Annotated in this window: 14 protein-coding genes; 9 read left to right on the top strand and 5 right to left on the bottom strand. The window is 66.3% G+C overall.

Annotated elements, in window-relative coordinates:
- Positions 1–18: 18 nt before the first annotated feature.
- Entirely contained in the window at positions 19–1014 is a 996-nt protein-coding gene (locus tag ACQPW1_RS29145; protein WP_433654965.1) for a hypothetical protein, read from the top strand.
- A gap of 199 nt (positions 1015–1213) precedes the next feature.
- Here ACQPW1_RS29145 and ACQPW1_RS29140 read toward each other — a convergent pair whose 3' ends face one another.
- From ACQPW1_RS29140 to ACQPW1_RS29130, 3 genes are all read right to left on the bottom strand, one after another.
- Positions 1214–1885: a DUF4232 domain-containing protein gene (locus tag ACQPW1_RS29140; RefSeq protein ID WP_433654963.1), complete on the bottom strand. Its 672-nt coding sequence runs from the start codon at positions 1883–1885 to the stop codon at positions 1214–1216.
- Between the two features lie 228 nt (positions 1886–2113).
- Positions 2114–2992 carry an alpha/beta hydrolase family protein gene (locus ACQPW1_RS29135; protein WP_433654961.1) on the bottom strand — a complete coding sequence of 293 codons (879 nt, stop codon included), beginning with the start codon at positions 2990–2992 and terminating at the stop codon, positions 2114–2116.
- A 138-nt stretch (positions 2993–3130) separates the two neighbouring features.
- Positions 3131–5224, bottom strand: a complete 2094-nt coding sequence (locus ACQPW1_RS29130) for an acyltransferase family protein (protein ID WP_433654959.1) — start codon at positions 5222–5224, stop codon at positions 3131–3133.
- A gap of 218 nt (positions 5225–5442) precedes the next feature.
- Here ACQPW1_RS29130 and ACQPW1_RS29125 point away from each other — a divergent pair, with 218 nt between their 5' ends.
- Together ACQPW1_RS29125 and ACQPW1_RS29120 are read left to right on the top strand one after the other, a co-directional pair.
- Positions 5443–6294: an alpha/beta fold hydrolase gene (locus tag ACQPW1_RS29125; protein WP_433654957.1), complete on the top strand. Its 852-nt coding sequence runs from the start codon at positions 5443–5445 to the stop codon at positions 6292–6294.
- Positions 6287–6886: a TetR/AcrR family transcriptional regulator gene (locus ACQPW1_RS29120; RefSeq protein ID WP_433654955.1), complete on the top strand. Its 600-nt coding sequence runs from the start codon at positions 6287–6289 to the stop codon at positions 6884–6886. Before ACQPW1_RS29125 ends, ACQPW1_RS29120 begins: the two co-directional genes overlap by 8 nt.
- Here the strand turns inward: ACQPW1_RS29120 and ACQPW1_RS29115 are convergent.
- Entirely contained in the window at positions 6837–7850 is a 1014-nt protein-coding gene (locus ACQPW1_RS29115; RefSeq protein WP_433654953.1) for a zinc-binding dehydrogenase, read from the bottom strand. The two genes, ACQPW1_RS29120 and ACQPW1_RS29115, sit on opposite strands and share 50 nt — an antisense overlap.
- A 61-nt stretch (positions 7851–7911) precedes the next feature.
- Between ACQPW1_RS29115 and ACQPW1_RS29110 the strand changes: the two genes are divergently transcribed.
- From ACQPW1_RS29110 to ACQPW1_RS29090, 5 genes are all read left to right on the top strand, one after another.
- Entirely contained in the window at positions 7912–8220 is a 309-nt protein-coding gene (locus tag ACQPW1_RS29110; RefSeq protein WP_433654951.1) for an ArsR/SmtB family transcription factor, read from the top strand.
- 290 nt (positions 8221–8510) lie between these two features.
- The gene (locus ACQPW1_RS29105; protein WP_433654949.1) at positions 8511–9149 is read left to right on the top strand and encodes a DUF998 domain-containing protein; all 639 of its coding nucleotides are present in this window, start codon (positions 8511–8513) and stop codon (positions 9147–9149) included.
- Between the two features lie 382 nt (positions 9150–9531).
- Complete coding sequence (locus ACQPW1_RS29100) at positions 9532–10998, top strand: condensation domain-containing protein (protein WP_433654947.1); 1467 nt, start codon at positions 9532–9534, stop codon at positions 10996–10998.
- The gene (locus tag ACQPW1_RS29095; RefSeq protein WP_433654945.1) at positions 10992–12446 is read left to right on the top strand and encodes a condensation domain-containing protein; all 1455 of its coding nucleotides are present in this window, start codon (positions 10992–10994) and stop codon (positions 12444–12446) included. Before ACQPW1_RS29100 ends, ACQPW1_RS29095 begins: the two co-directional genes overlap by 7 nt.
- On the top strand, positions 12446–13909 hold the full coding sequence (locus tag ACQPW1_RS29090) for a condensation domain-containing protein (protein ID WP_433654943.1): 1464 nt from the start codon (positions 12446–12448) through the stop codon (positions 13907–13909). The genes ACQPW1_RS29095 and ACQPW1_RS29090 overlap by 1 nt, the downstream gene beginning before the upstream one ends.
- Before the next feature lie 15 nt (positions 13910–13924).
- Here the strand turns inward: ACQPW1_RS29090 and ACQPW1_RS29085 are convergent, their stop codons facing one another.
- The gene (locus ACQPW1_RS29085; RefSeq protein ID WP_433654941.1) at positions 13925–14620 is read right to left on the bottom strand and encodes a hypothetical protein; all 696 of its coding nucleotides are present in this window, start codon (positions 14618–14620) and stop codon (positions 13925–13927) included.
- A gap of 534 nt (positions 14621–15154) precedes the next feature.
- On the opposite strand from ACQPW1_RS29085, the gene ACQPW1_RS29080 reads away from it, so the two are divergent.
- Complete coding sequence (locus tag ACQPW1_RS29080) at positions 15155–16417, top strand: lipase family protein (RefSeq protein WP_433654939.1); 1263 nt, start codon at positions 15155–15157, stop codon at positions 16415–16417.
- Positions 16418–16426 lie beyond the last annotated feature (9 nt).

The raw sequence follows: 16426 nt of genomic DNA, 5'->3' as shown, positions 1-16426 counted from the left end.
TGCGAGCAGATCGGGATGATGAGCGAAGAGCAGAAAGGCACCTCTGAGGAAAAGGCCGGCCTCAAACCGTCGCAGGTGACCGCGGCAGCGCTTGCGGCGGTCACTGCGGCTTTCCTGGGATCGACGCTGGGGGTGGCCGGCACCGTGGCGGGTGCCGGGATCGCGAGCGTGGTGTCCACGGTAGGTGGTGAGCTGTACCTGCGCTCGATGCGCAAGACGAAGGAGGCGGCGCAGCGCACCAAGGAGATGGCGCTGGCGCGGGCTGACTCGAGTACGCGGGAGCAGGTCGGGCCGGTTCAGCAACCGTGGCAGGTGTCCGGACAGCGTATGGTCGGCTACCCTCCGAGCGCGCCGCACCAGGCAGGGCGTAGGAACGATGTGCGTCCAGGAGCCGGTGCCGGGTACCAAACCCCGTGGGGGCAGCGACATCCCACGTACCACACGGCGCCAGGAATCAGTGCCGGACGGCCCGTCGACGGGGACCCCACCGTATTCATTCCCCGGCTGAATCGCGAGTCGCCGGTCGAGGGTGCCGGGACCGGCGAAGAGCAGGCACGTCGCCGGTACAGCCTGCGCTGGCCGTTGATCATCGGCACCAGCGTGGTGGGGTTCGTCATCGCGATTCTGGCGATCACCGGCTTCGAGGGCGCCATCGGGAAGTCGATCTCGGGCGACGACGTCACCACCGTCGGCCACATATGGAGTGGTGGCGGGGGTGGCCAGCCTGAGCAACCGCCGACGAGCGGAGACAACGAGCCAAGTCAGAGCCGGGTGCCGACGACCACGACCCCGCAGAACGGCAGCGACACCGAAAAACGGCCGACGACTAGCAGTTCGACACCGTCGACGAGCGTGCCGAAGTCATCGACGCCGTCGACAAGCGTGCCGAGGTCAACGAACACATCGCGGACCCCGAGCTCCCCGCCGAGCAACAGCAATAACGCCCCGGGCGGTGGGGACCAACGCCACGGTTCGGATGGGGCGTCGGAGGCGCCTAAACCGAACGTCCAGTAGTAGCCGCTGGGCGCGCGTGGAATGAGTTCAGTGCGGCACGGTCACCGGCTCAACGCAACTTTCGGCCCGCGCGTACGCGGGTTGCTCCCGGCCGCAGTGGCCGGGATTGCGGCAACCGCAACGGTCTGGCACGGGAGAGGTTTGCTGTGGTTTCCCAGGAGCGGGATGGCCGCACCCATTCGACGGAAGGAAACAGGGCCTACAGCGGGGTGATCGCTCGGACGACGAGCATGCGCTGGGGGCTGGGGCAGATCAGGTTGTCCCAAGGGAGCCATAGTGATTCGGTGTTGTCGGGCGGGTAGACGCGCAGGGTGTTGGTGCGTAGGGCGGCGCACTCGTTGATTTGCTTGGGGTAGGAGATGAATTCGAATTGGGCTGCGCCGCCTGGGGGGAGTGTGACCGGGGCAGGTTTGGGTGCGTCCGGGCCTTGGTCTCGAACGGCGGGTTCGCCTACCGGGTCACCGGTGGGGCCGTTGGTTTGCGAGATGCCGGGGAATCCTTGTAGGACACAGGTTCGCGAGGTGGAGTTGATGAACCTCAGGAACCAGGTGCCGCCGATCGGGCCGCCGACGCCCTTGTCCAGGCGAAGTTGGGCGGTTATGCATTTCGGGGGCGCGGTGTCGGCGGGCGACGGCGGGTCAGCGACGACGGTTCTGGTCGTGGGCACGGCGGTGGTCTCGGGGGCGGCGGTGGTCGCGGGGACGCTGCCGCCGGGCTCACTCGTGTTTCCCGGTTGGGTGGGCTGCCCGGTTTGCGCTGAAGGCAGCGGGGTTCGGGTCGCCGGGGTGGGCATCGAGGTTGAGTCGCAACCGCTGGCGGTGATGGCGATGCCCACCGCGAAGCCGGCGACGATCAGTGACTTGATCCGCATGAGGTCCCCTCGAGTTCGGTTACTGCAATCGTTCGGTATGCAAGCTGCACATCGGGCCTGGTCAGTCCCCGTTACGTCACGCGTCGGCACGGATCTGTGTAATCGTCTGCAAATCAATGCAATTCGCCGTAGCTTTGCCCGAAACTCCCTGCTCCGGAAATGTTCGAACAAAGTGTTAACGCCAGCCCGTGCCCCAGAAAGTGGGGGCCATACGCGACGGGTCACGCTTCAGCGGAGCATTGCCGCATGGTCGAGAATGGTTTCGCGTGCGGCGCGCCACGCCGGTGACGTCACGTCGGCAAACTCGCCATGACCGATTCCGTCGAGGATCTGTAGGTCCGCGGACTCGCCCGCGCTGGTGGCGGCGGAGACATAGCGTCGGCTCTGATCAGGTGAAACGACACGATCCCGGTCGCCGTGCAGGGCGCTGATCCGTACTCCGTGGGGTAGGTGCGCGATAGGTGAAGCCAGCTGATAGTGGTCGGGAACATCGTCCGGCAGGCCGCCGAGTAGCTTGCGCACGAACCCGTCGCGTCCATTGTTCACCGCGAATACCAGATCCAGCACCGCCGCCATCAGTGTGGCACTCCGAATACGCACTGCCGCAATCGTTTGCCTGTTGTCGGTGAACCCGGTGTGCCGTCCGGCCGCCCACGCCGCTAATTGCCCACCCGCTGAATGCCCGGCCAAATGGACCCGCTGCAGATCAATTCGATTGCCGGACTTCGGGTTCACGATGGTGGCGAGGGCCGTCAGGGCGTCATCGACGTCGGTGAGCGTGACAGGCCATCCACCGGCGCCATCGACTCGCCGATACTCGATGTTCCACACCGCGACGCCCCGTTGGGCCAGCGACAATGCCAGCGGCGCAACGTGTTCGAGCGTTCGATTCTGCGACCATCCGCCGCCGTGGATCAGCACGACTACGGGGTATGGTCCGACTCCGGTCGTGGGGAGATACAGGTCGCCGAACGTGTCCGGGAAAGTGCCGTAAGCGATGCGCAGCGGGCTGGCTGGTGCCGGATCGAAGGCTATCGCGGCGGGGAAGGCCTGTTCGGTGGCGGTGTGTCCGGCTATGCCGACAACGATCGCCAGCACCGTTGCCACGGCGAGTCTCCGGGCTCGACGAGCGGCGCCCCCGACCACGATCGAACCCACCTCCGAGACACCGACGACATCGTTGACAACCTACGCGCAGCTGGAATGTCGCGCACTACGGTGCGGATCGAGATCTCACGGCGGTGGCTACCACCAACCGAGCAGCGGCTGCAGCTGGCGGCCCAGCTCGTCGGCCAGCGAGCGAGAGTAGCTGGCGGTCAGGTGATGTTCGTCGTGGTAGATGAGGATATTGCCCTCGGAGACCGGGCACACCGCGGTCTCGCAGACCGCGTCGGTGAGGTCGACCGGGAAGACGTTCGGGAACGCGGCGGCAGGCTCCAACTCCGGATCGATGGGATCGAGTGCATCCGTGCGGGTCATTCCACAGCCGATTCGATCCCCGCCCTTGGCCAAGCAGTCGATGGCCTTGTATCGGACGCCGTCGCTCCGAAGCCACGGTGTGTCTCGAATCGCGATCACATTGAGGTCGCGTTGGCCGAGCGCCGACCAGACGTCGAGGTACTCGGGCGGCGTCTCGTCACCGATGTCGTCGCGCGGCCGGGTACCGGTGGTGAACACCCAATCCGGTCGATCGGCGGCGAGCTGTTCGATCACCTGCTGGGACCACTCGCGGCAATCGGGGATCAGTTCGCCCTTGTACATCGCGTCCTCGGCGAGGTTGAGCGGGCAGCCCATCTTCAGATAGACCTGGATGCGGAAGGGATGTCGGTCTGCCAATGTTTGCAGCGCCGGTATCCAGTGCTCGGCGTGCGAGCTGCCGACCACGGCGAGGGTTCGGTCGGCGCTCGGGTCGCCGTAGGTGCAGGTGATGATCTCGGCGTTGTCCCAGTCAGCGATGCAACCGTCCATGCTGGGTGGCGGCACATCGGCGGGTGCTTCGAAAACCGTTGGCCGCATTCGTGCGTGTGGTGCCGATACACCGGACGCGAGGGCCTCTGCTCCTGGGTAGATGGTGGGATTCAAGGCTTCGACCTGCTGGGGCGGATTGAATCCGACCGCCACATGCCAGATGGTCGTCGCCGCGATCATCGGAACGGCCGCGACACACACGACAACGGTGGCGGTGCGCCGAGCCGGCACCGAGTGATTCGGGATATCGGTGCGCTGCGAGCGCAGTCGCAACGGTTCTTCGACGACTCGGTGGGTGGCCCAGGCCAGGACCACGGACGCCGCGATGATGCCGAGACCGCCGAGCAGTCCGGCACTGGGGTGGCCGAGTTCGGCGAGATAGAAGATGAGGATCGGCCAATGCCACAGGTACAGCGGGTAGGCGATGTCGCCGAGCCAGCGGACCTGAGGGGTCGACAAGAGCCGATTGAACAGCGGACGCTCATCGGCGGAGACATTGTTGCCCGAGATGATCAGCGCCGCCGCGGCACCGACGGGCAGCAGGGCGGCAGGACCTGGGAAGCGGTTGGCACCATCGAGGATCAACCATCCGCACAGCGTGACTCCGGCCAGGCCGAGTCCGGCCAGAGCGACTCGTAAGGCCTTCGGCAGACGCAGATATGGGGCGGCGATAGCCAGGCCCGCGCCGACGAGTAGTTCCCACGCTCTGGCGAAGCTGTCGTAGTAGTTCCAGCCCTGATGGGTCGCCGTCCCGATGGTCGCGATACCGAACGACACGACAGCCGCCACGACGACCACCCCGCCCAACACGGGCCGCAGCCGTGCTCGCCCGATGCGACGGCACACCCAGGCAGCAGCCGCGGTCACGACGAGGGCGACAAGGTAGAACTGGCCCTGTACCGACATCGACCACAGGTGTTGCAGGGGGCTTACCGATGGATCCGCGGCCAGGTAATCCGACCACGTCAACGCGAGTCGCCAGTTCTGGTAGTAGAACATCGAGGCCAATGTCTGCGCGGCCACGTCCGACCATTGGGTGTAGGGGCGCAAGGCCACGGTTGCGGCCACGATCGCGGCCAACACAACCACCATGGCGGGAACCAGTCTGCGAATCGTGCGCCGCAGTGTCGGAACTACGCCCACCGATCCGCTCGATTCGGCCCGGCGGATCAGCAGTCCGGTGAAGAAGAACCCGGACAGGACCAGGAAGACATCCACACCACCGGAGACCCGACCGAACCACACGTGGAACACCACCACCAACGCGATCGCCAGTCCACGCAGGCCGTCCAGGTCCGCGCGATAGCCGATCGCTTCGGATTTGCCAGTTCTGGTGGAGTCCGCCCGGCCAACACCGATGTTTCGGGTCAAGGCCTCTCCCGTCGTGTCTTGGCGCGGGCAACGGCAAACCGGGGCGGGTAGACGGGCTCACCGTGTGGAAGGGCCCATGGCGAATGTGGAATGGACACTGTACGAAGGTTACGTCGATGACGTCGCACCGCCGAATCCGCGTCCGAAGGGTTGACGCCCGAGGCTAATGCTATTAGCTTTAAGGCTAACGAAGTTAGCTTTTCTCGGAGGGTAAGACCATGACGCAGTATGTGGACATCGACGGCGGCCGGATCGCGTACGACGAGATCGGCACCGGCCCGCTGGTGGTGCTGTCGCACGGGATGGGCCTGGACCGGCATGCTTATCGGCAGCTGATCCCGCTGCTGGTCGGTGCCGGATACCGGGTGGTCAACACCGATATGCGTGGCCACGGCGAGTCGAGCATGCAGTGGGCCTCGGTGACCGGCAAGGAGGCCATCAGCCGGACCGACGTGGCCGAGGATCTGCTCGCGGTCATCGAGAAGCTGGGCGGTGGGCCCGCGGTCATCGTCGGGAACTCGCTCTCAGGCGGATCGGCCACCATCGCTGCCGCGCGGCGGCCGGACCTGGTGCGCGCGATCGTGGAGATCAACCCGTTCACGCTGACCCAAAAGACCGATATCGGAGCGCTTTTCACCAACTCGCGCCACCGGCGCGGCATGTTGCCGCTGATGGGCACGATGATCTTCAAGAGCGTCGGCCAGTGGTTGAAGTACCTGAGCGTGGCCATTCCGGTCAAGCCCGCCGACTACGACGAGTACCTGGCCGCGGTCGCGGCGAAGCTGCGCGAGCCGGGCCGGATGGCCGAGTTCATGAAGACCGGTAAGTCGACGCCCGCGGACGCGGAAGCTCAGGTGCCCAACGTAACTCAGCCCACGCTGATCATCATGGGCTCCGCCGACCCTGACTTCCCGAGCCCACAGGCCGAAGGCGAACGCATCGTCGCCGCGCTGCCGGCCGGGTTGGGCAGCCTCGCCGTGATCGACGGCAGCGGACACTACCCGCAATTCGACGCCGCCGAGCGGACCGCCGAGGTGATCCTGCCATTCCTGAAGGAACACCATGCCTAGGGTGGGCCTGAGCAAAACCGACGTCGTCGCCGCCGGGGCAACTCTCGCAGACGACGTCGGTTTCGCCAACCTCGCACTGGGCACGCTCGCCGAGCGGCTCGGAGTGCGCACCCCATCGCTGTACAAGCACATCGACAGCCTCGCCGACCTGCGGCACAGCATCGCCACCCTGGCCATCACCGAACTCGACCAGCAGGTCCGCGACGCCATGCACGGTCGCTCCGGAACCGAGGCGCTGGCCGCGTTCGCCAACGCCTTCCGCGACTACCTTGTCGCGCATCCAGGCCGCTACGCCGCCAGCATCGGGGAGGAGTACACCGGACCGGAAGATCCCATGCTGCACGCAGGTTCACGGATAATCGAGTCCCTGGAAGCAGTCCTGCACGGCTACGGCATCGACGAGAAGGACATGGTGCACGCGATGCGCGCGCTACGCGGCGCCCTGCACGGATTCGCCACGCTGCAGACGTCCAATGGCTTCCAGTGGAGCGAAGACACCGACGACAGTTTCGACTGGATGATCCGGTTCATCGACCAGGGGCTCACCCAAATCGGTTCCCGCGCAACGCCGCAGAACGGGCAGGATCGGTGACAGCGATGGCGATCTTGCCGCGCGGTCGTCCGCCGACAGTGCCACCTTCCAGCAGTGTGTGCGCCTGTGCGATGTCGGCCAGCGGTAGCACGGCGCCGAGCACCGGCCGGAGTTTGCCCTGGTCGACCAGCTTGCCGAGGGCCTCGAGCTTCGCCCGGCCGGGGCTGACGAAGAGGAAGTGGTAGGTCGCGTTCACGCCCCACGCGGCGAGTAGGTTCTGCGGTTCGGGGATGTCCACGATGGACACCACACGGCCGCGGTCGGCGAGGACCTCCGGGCTGCGGGCGAGGGTGTCCCCACCCACCGTGTCCAGCACGACGTCCACCCCGCCCAGCGCGCGGACCTGCGGCACGTAGTCACCGGCCGAGAAGTCGATCGCGATGTCGGCGCCCAGCTCGGTGACGAACTCGTGATCCCTTGCCCGCGCGGTGGTTACCACCTCGGCGCCCAGCGCACTGGCGACCTGGACGGCGATCGAGCCGACCCCGCCCGCTCCGCCGTGCACCAGGACTCGTTCCCCGGCCCGCACCCCGGCGCGTTCGACCAGCGCCTCCCACACCGTCACCCCCACGAGCGCCAGAGCGGCAGCCTCGACGTGCGACAACTGTGCGGGCTTGCGGGCGACCAGGGCCTGGTCGACCACGTGGAACTCGGCGTAGGTGCCCTGCCCGGCGAAGATCGGCGCCAGGTACCAGACCTCGTCGCCCGGCTCGAAATCGCCTGCCCCAGGGCCGGTTTCGACCACCACGCCGGACGCGTCGTTGCCGATCACCGCGGGCAGCGGTACCTGGTCGCGGTAGTCGCCGCGCCGGGTCTGCAGGTCGAGCGGGTTCACGGACGTGGCCAGCACGCGCACCAGCACCTGGCCGGGTCCGGGAGTGGGTCTCGGCAGGTCTCGAGTGGCGAACGCGGTGTCCGCGGCACCGAAACGGACGAGTTCCACCACACGCATCGAAGTCGACATGCGCCGACCTTAGATCGATATATCGCGAATCGTCAATATGTCGGTGAGTTACGATCGCCAGATGTTCTCGGAGGAGGAGTTGCTGGCTGTGTTCCGGGCACTGTCCAACCCGACCCGCCGTCAGATGCTGGTGTGGCTCAAGGATCCGATGAGTTTCCCCGGCCAGGAGTTCGCCGACGTCGAGATCGGTGTCTGCGTGACCGACATCCAGCGGCGGGTAGGTCTGGGGCAGTCGACCACCTCGCAGTACCTCGCGATGCTGCGGCAAGCCGGGCTGGTCGTCGCCACCCGGCGAGGCAAGTGGACCTACTACCGCCGCGACGAGGCGAACATCGCCCGCCTCCTGGAGACCCTGCGCGACGTGTTCTAGATTCGATGCCGATGCGCGGACGGCATCTTTCGGCGTACTCCACCGGCGTTGCCGGGCGCGTGGTCGCCGTTGGCGAACCACTGGCAGCGATAGCATCAGCACGGCTACCCGTGCGGCTCGTCGGGTTGGCTGTCGACCGGCGAGGTCAGTGATCGAATCCAGAAGTCGATGAAGGCTCGGCTGCACGCAGCCCGGCCCCGGCAGCGAGGAGAACGATGCGCACGACAACGTCTCAACCGGCCGCCGCGAGTAGCAGTGGCGGTGAGGTGGATCGTCGCGACCGTCCGGCGGTGACCGTCGGCGCGCTGCTGTGGGTCGCCGTCATTCAGTACTTCGTCGTGCTGCTGGTTGTGCAGAGTCGATGGACCACGCCCTACAGCTGGGCACGGAATGCGATCAGTGATCTGGGTGCGGCGACCTGCCGCTATTCCGACTCCGTCGAGACGTGGGTGTGTTCGCCGTGGCATCGGACCGCGAATGTCTCGTGGTTGCTCACCGGCGTATGCATGGCACTGGGCGCACTGCTGCTCGCGAAGAGCTTTCCGGCATCTCGCACCGCGCGCATCGGAGTGGGCCTGTATGTGCTCGCGGGCTTGGGGATGGTGGTGGTGGTAGTCAATCCTGAGGACGTGCGCGCCGGCCCGCATGTCCTCGGCTCTCTGATCGCGATCATCGGCGGCGAGGCGGCGATGATCATTCTCGGCGTCGCTCTGCTGCGCGCAGGGTACGCCCGCGGGCTCGGGCTGCTGGGCGTCGCGGGGGGAACGATCGCAGTCATTGCGATGGTGTTGACGTTGGCCCGTGTCGGCGGATCCGCCTATTTCGGTTTGTGGGAACGTATCGCCGGGTTCCCAGTGCTGATCTACGTCATCTGCTGTGGTTTGCGACTCCTGTTCGACCGTGTCCGACCTCGAGCCGCGCGCCAGTAACGAGAATGCTGCTTTATGCTGCCTATTAAGGCAAATGTTTGGCTAATACGAATGCTGTTCCACCCGTTGGTTGTTTCGCGACGGTCCTGGACGCTATTTACGTCAAAACTCTGAGGTAGATGCGTTCATGGGTGTGAACGGAAGTTCACGCTGGATAGCTTTGTGTGGTATGGCTATGTCTCGACCTTCCTGCTGTGCATATTCGGTATACTTCTAGTTACCAGTTTGGCGTCCTGTCGAACTCGAAATCACCGACCTGCGACGTCGGTACAGGTCGATCCGAGCTCGAGCCGCGACCGATATTGATCCGAACGGTCCGCGGTGTGTTGATTGCAGTCTTGTGTCCGGTTCGGTCGAGCAGATCGAGGGAAGGGGCGTGCGTATGGAGTTCACCGAACTCGCCGAATGCTCGATTCCCGTCGGCCGGATCGTGGAGTGGCTACCGACCTCGGCGACGAAGTGGGTCGATTGGCCGCCGGATCCGCGTGCCGTCTCGTTCAACCAGGAACAGCACCTGCGGAACGTCCTGGACCGCCGCCGACGGCGTGTTCCCGAGCAGAGCTGGCTGGGGCAGGTATTCCGTTTCGATCTCGCGCTCGACGAGCGGGCATGGGCGACCGCCGTCGACAGGTGGATCGATCGTCATGAGGTACTGCGGACTCACGTTGCCATCGAGGTTGGCCGAAGCACTCGCTACACGCTGCCCCGCGGGGATGTCCGAACCTGTCGCCGCGAGACGAGAGCCGCGCGGGCCGCGAGATCGCCGCGTCTGCACATCCAGCGGGTGCTCGACGAATCGACGTCGCCGCTGCGCTGGCCTGCCTATCTGTTCATTACCGTCGATCACGGGGACGGCTTCACCGTGGTTTTCGGCGGTGACCACGGACTGATGGATGGCTACTCGGTCGTGCAGGTCGCGGCCGAACTGCATGCTCTCTATCGCGCGGCGAGCGGAATCGACGCGCCGTTGCCGACTGTCGGAAGCTATCTCGATTTCGGCGAACGAGAACGGCTTGCCGCGGTGGCGATAACGGCGGCCGACGCCGCGGTCGGCGTGTGGCGTGAGTTCTTCGCCACGGCGTCCCGGAACGGCGAATCGTCCACTGGTTCACCGACGTTGGGGACGGGAATCAGTGCCCGTCCTCTCGATGGCCGCCCGGCCGCCACCGCCCGGGTAGCGCAACGGCACCTCGCCGTGGATCTGCTGGACGCGGACCAGGCCGAGGGGGTCACGCTGTTCGCGCACGAACTCGGACAAGGATTCAACGCCGCGTTGCTCGCCGCGTTCGCCGCGGCCGCCGACGAACTCGCCGATGCGGACGACTTTCGCACGGTGCTGCCGGTGCACACCCGGACAGATCCGGCGTGGGTGCATGCCTTCGGCTGGTTCGTCGGGCTCCGCCCGTTCCAGCTCAACAGCGCAGGAGTCACCGGGCTCGGTCGGCTGATCGAGCTGGCCGGGCAGGAACTGCGCCGCTGCCAGGGCGTCGCGGACATTCCGTTTCCCCGGGTGTGCGAACTGCTCGGAACTCGGCCCCGTACCTCTTTTCTGCTGTCCTACATGGACATTCGTTCGCTACCCGACGCTGACCGCTGGGCGGGTTGGGACGCTCGGTGCGTGCGCAGCCGCAGCTACTCGTCGGACGAGTTCTATTTCTGGCTGGTGCGGGGGCCGTCGGGGGTCACGCTGAGTGCGCGCTATCCGCGAACGGCGCGAGCGGCCCGCGAAGTCGAGCGGATCGTGGTGCGGTTGCGCGCGCTGCTCGGCGAGTTCGCTGAGCGCGGCGACGCCCGCCTTCCGGCCGCAACCAAGGCTGCCGCGGCGAAAGGAACAGAACTCGTATGGTGACGACTCGCGTCGAGGACATCAGCATGATCACGGTCGGCGAGTGGACGCCACGAGGTGGCGAGCTGGTCGAGTTCGTCCCGGTCACCCAGAGCCGGGAAGCGGCGCGGCGCGCGCCAGTCTCCCCGGCGCCGGTGTCGTTGCTACAGCAGTCGCACATTCGCAACAAGCTCGCAGCCGAGCGTGCCGGCGGTGCGCCCGCGTCGTCGCTCGGGGGCGTCTGCACGATGACCGGCCGGCTGGACCGGGCCGCCGCGCAACAGGCCGTCACCGCGTTCGTGCTGCGGCACGAGACGCTGCGCTGCTGGTTCGCCGTCGAGGAAGCGGACGGCGGATTCGCGCTGACGCGGCACCTCGTCCCGTCCGCCGACGTCGCCTTCACCACGGTATCCACCGGAATGTTCGCCGCCAGCGCGGACATTCGTGTGGCGGCCGGTCGCCGATTCCGCACCGATACGAACCCGGTGCGCTGGCCCGCCTTCGTTTTCGGGGCGATCGACCATGGTGACGAGTTCACGCTGTTCTTTTCGATGGATCACTCGTCTACCGACGGTTACTCGATACTGCTCGCCTTCACTGAACTACACGCGCTGTATCGGGCCTACAGCACCGGCACCGCCGCGGATCTACCGGAGACCGGAAGCCACCTCGACTTCTGCCGGGCCGAAAGTCGAGTGCTCGAGCAACTGGACCTCGAAGCACCCGCGATCGAAGAAGTCCTCGCGCTGTTGCGCGACAGTGCCGACGAGTTCCGCCAGCTCCCCCTGGATTATGGGCTCGCACCAGGTCAGACGGCGGCGCGAACGGACACTCGGCTGGCGATTCTCGATGCGGACGAGGCCGACGCCTTCGCGGCGGTGTGCCGGGCCAACGACGCGTCGTTCGGTGTGGGCCTGCTGGCCGCGCTCGCCATCACCGACCTCGAATTCGCCGGTCGGACAAGCCATCACAGTTTCCATGTGGTGAGCGCCCGCACCGATCCGGCGTATCACGCCGCGCAAGGCTGGTTCGTCAACTATCTGCCGATCGGTCTGACGGTCGGTCGAGACGCGCTGTTCACCCACGCCGCGAAGGAAGCGGCGGGTGCGTTCAACCGGCTGAAACCCCTGATCGGGGTACCGATCCTGGGACTGCTCGGTGCCTCGGGCGCCCCGCTGGCATCGTTCGCGTCCCCACCGATGGTGTCGTACCTGGACTATCGCAGGTTCAGCATCGCGTCCATGCCGGATGTCCACTCGATTCACTCGCTCACCACCGATAGCGTGCTCGGCCCGGTTGCCCAGGTCTGGTTCAGTCGCGAGGCGCACCACACGGTGATTCTGGTGAAGCATCCCGACACCGCGGTCGCGCGCGAATCGGCGGGTGGTTACGTGCGCCAATTGCGAAGAGTCGTACACGATGTGGCGCACACCGGCGACTTTCATGCCGTCGCTCCCGCGCGGAAACCCTGATGCGACTGGGCTACCTCGAGCAGTGGACCGCGGTGCCGGGCACGGTGCTCGAATGGACCGTGCTCGCGGATTCGGAGCTCGTCGACTCGCCGGTGCCGCCGACCGGCAATCAGCTGATGCACCTTGCCGCCGCGCGGACCGCATGGCTCGCGGTCATGTTCGATGTCCCGGGGCCGATCGACCGCCGCGCGCTCGAGATCGCGTTCGCTGTCTGGACAACCCGCCACGATGCGCTGCGTTGCGGCTTCGTGCGCGCGGACGGTCCGGGGCCGGTGTCGATGCGGGTCGGCGCCGGGATCCGGCTCGAGGCACGGCCCGACGTGCCGGTCGGCACCGCCGACGAGCTGCGTACGGTGCTCGGCGCCCGTTTCGACGAAGCCTGCGACCCGTTCCGGTTCGCCCCCTACACACTCGCGGCGATCAGCCGACCCGGCGGCTCGACGGTAGTGTGCGCCTTCGACCACGCCGTCTGCGATGCCTGGTCGATGACTGTCGCCGCGACAGAGCTGGATCAGCTGTATCGCGCCGCTCGTGCGGGCGGCAGGCCGGGGGCGCGGACCGCGGCCGCGCGGCTGCCCGCGGCGGGCAGCTTCCTGGCGTACTGCGCTGCCGAATCCGCGACGCAGATATCGCGCGACGACCCGCGCCTGCGGCGCTGGCGCGACTTTCTGGGCGAGGCAGGGAATGACGTACCGCATTTTCCGGACGACCTCGGGCTCGCGCCGGGCACCACCGCACCGATGGCCGGGGACGTCCGGACGATTCTCGATGCGGCCGATGCCGATTCGCTCGAACTGCGGTGCCACGATGACGAGTACTCGGTATTCGCCGCGTTGCTGGCCGTGGTCGGACAGGCCGTCGCCGGGCAATCCGGCCGCGCACGGACGCTGTTGCTCGCGCCGGTGCATACGAGGCGAGAACCACTGCTGCACAATGTTTTCGGGTGGCTGGTGGGTAACGCGCCGATAGTCGTGGACACCGATGCCGTCGATTTCACCGCGTCGGCCCGCGCCGCCGATGATTCGATCCGCGCGGGCAGAGTGCTCGCTGAGGTTCCGCCTGCCCGGCTACTCGGAGCAATGGGTTCGGACCTGCGCCTGAATCGGGCGGACCTGTTCACTGTCTCGTTCGTCGACTACCGGAGGTTGCCCGGCGGATCCCGGTATCCAGGGTCGGCGTCGGCACCGCGGAACTGTGTTCAGTTGAGTCGCGGTGGGCAGGCCGACGACGTGCAGATGTGGTTCAGCCGCACCGACGATGGCCTGTCGTTGCGGACCCGCTTCCCCCGTACCGCCCTCGCGCAAGCCAGGATTCGGGAGTTCCTCGACCGGCTCACCGCTGGTGTCCAGGCGGTGCGCCGCGCCGATGTGCGCCGGAGCGGGCTTTCGTACAATGGCTCGGGGCGATCGATCGGAGTGGCGGTCGGTCCGTACGTGTCGAACCCACGCCGCATCGAGCGATAGCGCCCCGGGTCGAGGTCAGGCGGGCGGCGGCAGCGCGTCCGCGAGGTTGTTGCGGAAGGCGTACTCGACGCGCGGGTCGCCGGGCAGCGACCACTGCGGCCCGGTGAAGTACCTGGCCGCTTCCTGATCGCCCTTGGTGAGGTACTGCATCCAGCCCAAGGTGAGCGGCGCGAACGCGTTGGTCGCCGGGCCGTCCATCGGAGTGTTGTGGTTGGCGCCCCGGACACATGCCAGGTACGCGGGGGCCCGGAGCGCCGTCTGATACCCCAGCCACCGAATGAGATACCAGTGCCACAATACGGCGTCCGCGCAGCCGGTGAGATACAGAGTGGGTACATCGAACAGGAAGCCCGCCGCGACGGGGGCAGACTCGGTGGGAGCCGTCCCGATGATGCGGAATGCCGGGTCGATCTGGTGATAGACGTCCGGCGGGATCACTACGCCGAACGCGGTCGCGCTGCCGCCCGCGGAGTGCCCTGCCATGATGACGCGACTGAGGTCGACCTTGCCGCGCAGCGGGCTGCTCGGATCATTGGCGGCGCCCGCCAGGGTCTGCGCCGCCATCAGCGGTATCTCCGTCGTCGAGTTCCATAGGTCGTGCGGCATCGCGACGACGTATCCGTAGCTGGCCCAATACCGCGCGCTGGCGGCGTACCACGCGGGATCGGCCATGATCCCGGGCGCGTAGATGATCGCAGGAACGCGATCCATCGTCGCGATGTCCGACGGGTAGAACAGGCCTACGCCGACTGGATTCTCAGTCCCCGAGGGAAATTCATTGCTACAAGATAACTTATCGTGATTTCCGAGATTATTCTGCAACAGGTTGCTCCAAAACTGTCCCCAGGCCGACGAGTCGCAATCGTGTATGGACATCGTCTCGGCGGTGGGGTGTGGCCCGGGCTCGCCGACATCGCTCAACGGTCGGCCGCCAGGTGCGAAACCGTCGTCGGCCGAGGCTGTATCCGGCATGAGGCCGAATGAAACAGCACACAGCACGGCAACGGCCATGGTAAACCCGATGGGGGCTCGGTGTCGCATTCGCGATGAGTGCACGGTATGTCCTTTCTGATGCCAAAGTAATTTAAATGAATCGAGTCACCAGAATGCTACGTAAATGACACGTATGTTGAACGACACAAAAAGTCTTGCTGCGCTGGAGGAGGCCTTTGGTAATGTCTCTACAGGCACGTAGCTGATCATTTGCACAATATAGGTCCATGCCCTCGTTTGGATGGAGCTTCGGTGGAAAATGTGTGCTCGTACTCCCGTACCCGGCGTAAGTTGTCAGGTCGCGTGGTCGCCGGTGCCGTCACGGCGCTGGCGATCGTGGCGTCGGGAATGTTGCCTGCCGCAGCCGATCCACCGACACCGCCGGGCGCGGTGACCTTCGTCGCGGACGGCGATCCCTGGTACGACGACCCGCCGAATCTGGCGGCGCTGAACAACGGCGATGTGATCCGAACCCGGGTCGTGCAGTCCAGATGGGCCGTCATACCGGTGCCGATCCAGACCACCCAGATCCTGTTCCGCAGCACCGACTCGCACGGTAACCCCATCGCGACCGCCACGTCGGTCCTGATTTCCGGGGTTCCGGCCGCCGGTGCGCGTCCGGTGATTTCGTACCAGGCGATCATCGATGGTCTTGCCCCGCAGTGCAATCCGTCCCAGGAGCTGCAACTGGGCACGCTGAACGAGATGTACATCATGTCGCCGCTGCTCGCGGCGGGTATGGCGCTGGTGGTGACGGATTTCAACGGAAAGTACAGCGCGGTCGACGCGCCGAGCGAAGGCCGGATGGTGCTGGACGGGATCCGCGCCACCCAGCGCGCAGGCCTGGGGCTGGAGAACTCGCCGGTCGCGCTGTACGGGTACTCCGGCGGTGGTAACGCCTCCCTGTCCGCGGCGGAACAGCACCGTGACTATGCGCCGGAGTTGGCGATCCGTGGCGTCGCCGCGGGCGGCGTCCCCGGTGACAAGGTCGCGCTGGCGCCGTACGCGGCGAGTCCGGCCGGTGGCCTGTACAGCGGCTGGTTGTGGGTCGGGCTGCTCGGCCTGGCGCGCGAATACCCGCAGGTGTGGGCGGGTTTGGACCGCCACCTCACGCCGGAGGGCAAGCAGACGGCCGCGCTGCTGAGCGGTACCTGCACCTACTCCTCCAACGACATCGTGCTCCGGCATCCGATCGGTGCCAGCCTGATCGACCCGGGCGCGGCGTTCGCCGATCCGGATATCCGTGACCCGCTGAACGAGGCAAGCTTCGGCAGGCCGGGGAACACGCCGGATGTCCCGCTGTTCCTGTGGCATGCCATGAGCGATCAGGTGGTGCCCGCCGACATCGGCATGGACCCGGTGGTGCGGAACTACTGCGCCACCGGCGGGAACGTGCGGTACTACCGGGTCGCGGCGCTGGAGCACTTCACGTTGACCGCGCTCGGCACGGTCGGCGCGGTGCCGTGGCTGATCGGATTGGTGAACGGTGCTGATCCCGGGCCGACGAACTGCTGATGTGGTACT

This window comes from Nocardia sp. CA-128927, from assembly GCF_050955855.1.
Taxonomy (GTDB): Bacteria; Actinomycetota; Actinomycetes; order Mycobacteriales; family Mycobacteriaceae; genus Nocardia.
This window is presented reverse-complemented; position numbering and strand designations above follow the sequence as displayed.

Bases quoted from the DNA above. Each gene is read 5' to 3' on its own strand.
- ACQPW1_RS29145 (WP_433654965.1), top strand. From the start codon at position 19: ATGAGCGAAGAGCAGAAAGGCACCTCTGAGGAAAAGGCCGGCCTCAAA.
- ACQPW1_RS29140 (WP_433654963.1), bottom strand. From the start codon at position 1,885: ATGCGGATCAAGTCACTGATCGTCGCCGGCTTCGCGGTGGGCATCGCC.
- ACQPW1_RS29125 (WP_433654957.1), top strand. From the start codon at position 5,443: ATGACGCAGTATGTGGACATCGACGGCGGCCGGATCGCGTACGACGAG.
- ACQPW1_RS29120 (WP_433654955.1), top strand. From the start codon at position 6,287: ATGCCTAGGGTGGGCCTGAGCAAAACCGACGTCGTCGCCGCCGGGGCA.
- ACQPW1_RS29115 (WP_433654953.1), bottom strand. From the start codon at position 7,850: ATGTCGACTTCGATGCGTGTGGTGGAACTCGTCCGTTTCGGTGCCGCG.
- ACQPW1_RS29110 (WP_433654951.1), top strand. From the start codon at position 7,912: ATGTTCTCGGAGGAGGAGTTGCTGGCTGTGTTCCGGGCACTGTCCAAC.
- ACQPW1_RS29100 (WP_433654947.1), top strand. From the start codon at position 9,532: ATGGAGTTCACCGAACTCGCCGAATGCTCGATTCCCGTCGGCCGGATC.
- ACQPW1_RS29095 (WP_433654945.1), top strand. From the start codon at position 10,992: ATGGTGACGACTCGCGTCGAGGACATCAGCATGATCACGGTCGGCGAG.
- ACQPW1_RS29090 (WP_433654943.1), top strand. From the start codon at position 12,446: ATGCGACTGGGCTACCTCGAGCAGTGGACCGCGGTGCCGGGCACGGTG.
- ACQPW1_RS29085 (WP_433654941.1), bottom strand. From the start codon at position 14,620: ATGGATCGCGTTCCTGCGATCATCTACGCGCCCGGGATCATGGCCGAT.